General features: G+C 33.2%; 6 protein-coding genes. 1 reads left to right on the top strand and 5 read right to left on the bottom strand.

The window, feature by feature from the left end; genetic code table 11:
• Nucleotides 1-331: 331 nt before the first annotated feature.
• Nucleotides 332-772: a cell wall hydrolase gene (locus V7149_RS20045; protein WP_335347359.1), complete on the bottom strand. Its 441-nt coding sequence runs from the start codon at nt 770-772 to the stop codon at nt 332-334.
• A 222-nt stretch (nt 773-994) separates the two neighbouring features.
• Here V7149_RS20045 and V7149_RS20050 point away from each other — a divergent pair, with 222 nt between their 5' ends.
• Nucleotides 995-2263, top strand: a complete 1269-nt coding sequence (locus V7149_RS20050) for a mechanosensitive ion channel family protein (protein ID WP_335347360.1) — start codon at nt 995-997, stop codon at nt 2261-2263.
• A 246-nt stretch (nt 2264-2509) separates the two neighbouring features.
• On the opposite strand, the gene V7149_RS20055 is transcribed toward V7149_RS20050, so the two are convergent.
• The 4 genes from V7149_RS20055 to V7149_RS20070 form a co-directional block, all read right to left on the bottom strand.
• The gene (locus tag V7149_RS20055) at nt 2510-2953 is read right to left on the bottom strand and encodes an SRPBCC family protein (protein WP_335347361.1); all 444 of its coding nucleotides are present in this window, start codon (nt 2951-2953) and stop codon (nt 2510-2512) included.
• 263 nt (nt 2954-3216) lie between these two features.
• Nucleotides 3217-3858, bottom strand: a complete 642-nt coding sequence (locus V7149_RS20060; protein ID WP_335347364.1) for an HAD family hydrolase — start codon at nt 3856-3858, stop codon at nt 3217-3219.
• Nucleotides 3859-3996: 138 nt separating this feature from the next.
• Entirely contained in the window at nt 3997-4434 is a 438-nt protein-coding gene (locus tag V7149_RS20065; RefSeq protein WP_335347362.1) for a GNAT family N-acetyltransferase, read from the bottom strand.
• Between the two features lie 208 nt (nt 4435-4642).
• Entirely contained in the window at nt 4643-5128 is a 486-nt protein-coding gene (locus tag V7149_RS20070; protein WP_335347363.1) for a DinB family protein, read from the bottom strand.
• Nucleotides 5129-5277 lie beyond the last annotated feature (149 nt).

Below are 5277 nucleotides of genomic sequence, written 5' to 3' on the forward strand. Positions count from 1 at the left end.
GCGAGTTAAATCCTCGGTTCGCAATACAAATTCTTTTACCCCGATAAATTCAGATTCAGCCACAACGTAAAATTTTGATCCTTTTCTGTAGCCTTTAAATTCATTTTTTAACCTATAGTTCTTCATCACTATCCCCTGTGAGTAACTTTATACAAGCATATAAAAAATACTCTAATTCCCCGTTTGAGTCAATTAAATCCATTTTAAATCCTGTATAACATAAAGTACTTTTCAAATAATAATAATAATGTTAGTCACTTTAAGGAATTTGCCCTTAAAAAAAATTTATAATTTTAAAGGATAAAAAGACGTATTTCGGTTTTCAAACTTATCATCCGCTATAAACACTTGCACATGTTCCAGCTGCTGGTTCATAAAAACAATGTTCTTTAAATTGACCAGAAAAGGGTTGATCATACCATGTAGGAGGACAAGGACCATATGGATTAAAGTACCAAAGAGCATATTTCGCTGGGTGATCTCTCCAAGATTCCAAATTCTGTCTTGCTAATCTTCTTTCGGATTCTCTTGCCCTTTGATAAAATACATTGCCTTTTTGGACAGCTTCAAACGAGTAATTTCCTCCTTGTACATGAAAAATGACTTGTTTAACTGTTCTCAAATCTTTAAAGTCAGTACATTCTGCAACAACACGGTTAACAATGACATTTCCAACATAGAGCATTCCTTGTTTTCCTTCGCCTTCAGCTTCTGCTCTCATCATCCGGGCCATTAAATCAACATCTGCAGTCCGGTAAGCTACTCTCGCCATTTTTCCACCCCCAAAATATAGTATGTATCAAAGATTACATTCATGTCGTTTTAAATAATAAGCCTTCGTATTAAAGCTTAGAGTTATTAAATAAAAATAATTTTTGTAAGTTGCAAAAATTGTTAAAAACTCATCCTAAGTAAAGCTTATTATACTCTGATATAATGAGTAAAAGTTCCATAAGTAGAAGCTGAGATTTTATACATATAATGGAGGAAATAAATGAAATTCATTAGAAAATTTGTTCTAACATTTGATTTGGATCCTGCAACAGCTGAATATTTATCTATATTTCTTAATATCCTATTTATTGCTATTATCTGTATGACTGCGAATTTTATCACCAAAAGGGTTGTAATCAGAATTATCACTCATATCGTAATGAATAACAAATACCAGTGGGATAATATGCTTTTGGATCGGAAGGTTTTTCATAAGTTATCTCATATTGTTCCGGCAATCATTATATATTACTTTTCATTCACCTTTCCTACTCATGAGATTTTGATTAAAAAAAGTGCAATTGCTTATTTGATTATCGCTGGATTATGGGTTGTGAATAGCTTATTAAACGCCCTCAACGATATTTATCAAACGTATGAAATATCGAAGGTGAAGCCGATTAAAGGGTATATTCAAGTGACGAAGATTATTGTCATCACTCTTGGGATCATCTTAGTAATTGCGAACATGATGGGGGAAAGCCCCTTTATTCTTCTAAGTGGAATTGGCGCCTTATCCGCTGTATTGATGCTCGTTTTTAAAGATTCCTTATTAGGACTAGTAGCGGGGGTACAGTTGACGGCCAATGATATGGTTCGGGTTGGGGACTGGATTGAAATGCCTAAATATGGGGCAGATGGAGATATTATTGATATCTCATTAAACACAGTAAAGGTCCAAAATTTTGATAAAACGATTACAATGGTTCCAAGCTATGCCTTGATATCCGATTCTTTTAAGAACTGGAGGGGCATGCAATCTTCAGGAGGTCGACGGATCAAACGTGCCTTATTTGTCGATACAAACAGTATTTCGTTTTGTACAGAAGAGATGATTGATAAATATAAAACCATTCACTATCTTTCAGATTATATCATTAACCGGGAGCGTGAAATTGCAGAGTTCAATTCCTTGCACGATATCAATCGAAACAACCCGGTGAACGGGAGGGCTCTTACGAATATCGGTGTATTTAGGGCTTATATCAGCAACTATCTTCAAAATCATCCAGGAATTAATCGAGAGATGACGTTAATCGTAAGACAGCTGGCCCCTACCGAAAATGGGTTGCCGCTAGAAATTTACGCATTTACAAATGATGTCAGATGGGCAGTGTACGAAACGGTTCAAGCTGATATCTTTGACCACCTTTTTGCCGTAGCACAGGAGTTTGGACTTCGACTTTTCCAAAATCTTTCTGGGCAGGATATTAAGGGGATAGTTAATGACTCTAAAGGAGAGTTTATGGTTAGGAAAATAGAACATTAAATGATATTGGCCTGTCTCCTACTTCTTTTAAAGGTAAAACCTTTACCGAATATGGGGACAGGCATTTGTTTGAATACTAATGTTGTTCATTATTCCTAGTTCTTTTAATTATATAAGAGTTAATTTCTACCATAATACCTCATTACTATACTTCCAATCCTTTTGATGATTAAGATTGGTATTATTACCACAATCACCTTATGTACATTACTTTTCGAAGACTACATATACCAATAAATTAAAGAATTATAAATCCTGTTTAAATACAATTCCATACTCTAAGTAGATCTTTAAAAGTGTTAAGGCTTCTCCCCAACCTACTGCACATCCAATACAGGCTTTTAAGTCTTTTTCAGAATTTGTATAGCCCATCTCATTAAGAACTACTAATGTTCCGTCTTTATAAGGCTCAAGTTTAAAAGTTACTGTTGAATTTTGTTCTCCTGGTGACCATTGAAAAACAAATCTTTTGTTAGGAGTTGCCTCAAGTATCTTCCCCCCGTCTTCAATATTTACATTTTCACTGCCAAAATTTGTCCATCTCAATCGTATCTCACCAGTGCCATCTGGGTTTATCTCCAACGATGTGTCATCTGTGAACCAAGCATTCCAACCTTGAGATGTTGAAACTGTTTTATACACTTCTTCTAAAGGTACTTTAATGTAGGTTTTATGGTATATATCTGGCATTTTCAATATCCTCCATATCCCTTAATTTTACTTTATTTTATAACCTCTACTATTCTTTTTCTATTTCAACAATCCTATTTCATTAGAATTAGAAAAAAGAGTATCGCAGCGATCCTTCTTGAACTCAAGGTACCCGTTAGGCCAACAACGAACTCTTTTCAATATTATTAAGTTCGATCTTTTTTTCTTCATTTCAAGAATCATTATTATTGTTTTTCTCATTAAAAAATATTGTGCAATAAAACAACTTCTGATAATGTATTTTAAGTAAAATAACTTAATAATCTATCAAAAGTATTGATCTTGGCATATGGTGTTATTTCGGTATCATTCTTGATCATATGAGGATTGAACCATATACCCTTTATATTTGCATTTTGACAACCACCAATATCCTTTTCAATGTCATCCCCAATGAAAAATGCGGCTTCCGGTTCCACATCAAGCTTATTTAATNNTTTGTCAGGTTTACTAAATCCCACCTCTTCAGAAATAATTATAATATCAAAACAATTATTTAAATTAGTGTTAATGATTTTAGCTTTTTGTCTCTGAGTTGAGCCGTTTGTTATAATCGCAACTTTAGCTTGCATCTTTATAGTATTTACAATATTTATTATTCTTTGGTTTATAGAAAAACACTGAGGAAAATTAAAATTCCAAAAATCTTGAATGTAATTGCGTGGCAATCTATATTTTGGTGGAAATTCATTAAAAAATGATTCTAAAACTTTTGTTTTATCACTATAGCCATAGTTTCTCTTATCATATTCTTTGAACTTCTTCAACATTTCGTTTTTAACTGAATGTTTAACATCCTCATAACACTTTTCTAAAATAATTAAAAATATTTTATCTACTGCTTCATCCCTATTAAGTAAGGTATCATCTAGATCAAACAGCATTGCTTTATTACCTCTCAAATATCTTCACAGCCTGTCTCACATTATATAAATAATCCCTAATTCGCACCTTCAAACTTTTGGTTTACCGAAAAATGCCTTCTCCAACTATCGCACTCCGTTAGTGAGATAATTAGTTTCTTATAACTGCAAACTCATAGTAATTGTCCTTATGCCAAATCCAAATTTTTCATACAGTTTAATTGCTTGATTCCCTGCAAATGCACTTAGACGGATTTCTGAGTATCCATCTTTTTTTAGATGGTCAATACCTGCTTTCATTAACTGTTTGGAAATGCCATTTCCTCTAAATTCTTTTAAAACAAATAGTTCGTAAATAAATCCATTTATCATATCAGTAAATTGGTCCTTGCTTGGTCCTAAAAGTATCCACCCCATTAATTTATCTTCTTCTGATGCTATTAAATAATAGCTTCCCTTTTCCAAAAGTGGGTTAACAAGCTGGTTAATTTTTTCTTTCGTAGGTTCTACTTCACCCAATGTGCCATCAAAAACAGCTTGAGGAGAAAGTGTTAATACTTTTTTTAGTTCAAAATCATATGGTTTTCTAATATCCATAATTGAATCAGTCCCTTTACAACTATTATTCGGTTTCCTATATTATTCCAATTCTTTAAATACCATGATTTAGTACAATAACTTCGACAAATAAGCGTTAACCCCTTCTTGGATCAACGTACCCTATAATATAAGTACATCAATTCAAAATCTTTTCCGCAACGCCCGATTGTTGAAGAGATTCTAAAATAAAGGATTGAAAATAAGATTACCTATTACTACGATACCAGCTTTCTTGCAACTTCCGTATATAAACGATTTGACCAATATGATAGGCGTTATGCGTAATAGAATTTCCGAGTAACTCATACCATTTCACTGGTAAACTGAATCCATTTACATCACTTTCGAGTTGTTCTTCGGTTAGTAGACCTTGCCATTGTAACAGCACCACTTCTAGTCGCTCTCTTAATTCATTAAACTTTTTATTTTCTGGAATAACAAAGCTTTTATCATTATCTTCAATAGGCTGAACTGCTTTAACATCAGATTGTTGGAATCTTATTTGCCATGTTTCATTCCAGTAAATTAGATGCTGTACAATTTCAGCGATACTATGACTATCTTCAGTAGGCTTCCAAACTGCTTCTTCCTCTGATAAGTTTTTAACTGCTTCAGTAAATGGAAGATACCAGCTCGGGTCATTAGCATTTGCTAAAAACTGATCTAATAAAAGAACCTTAACATATTGCATGCTTTACACCTCTTTTAAAATAAATGTTCCAAGAGACCGTATTCGTCAAACTTTTACTCCAGCTATTACTAAGTTCTATTATTCTTATTAAACTTCCTTTTCTTTTCTGCAATTTCAGTTAATCTTGCACTAGAGTGCTCCTTTTAGTC

This window comes from Bacillus sp. JJ1503 (assembly GCF_036965125.1).
In the GTDB taxonomy this organism is placed as follows: Bacteria; Bacillota; Bacilli; order Bacillales; family Cytobacillaceae; genus Cytobacillus.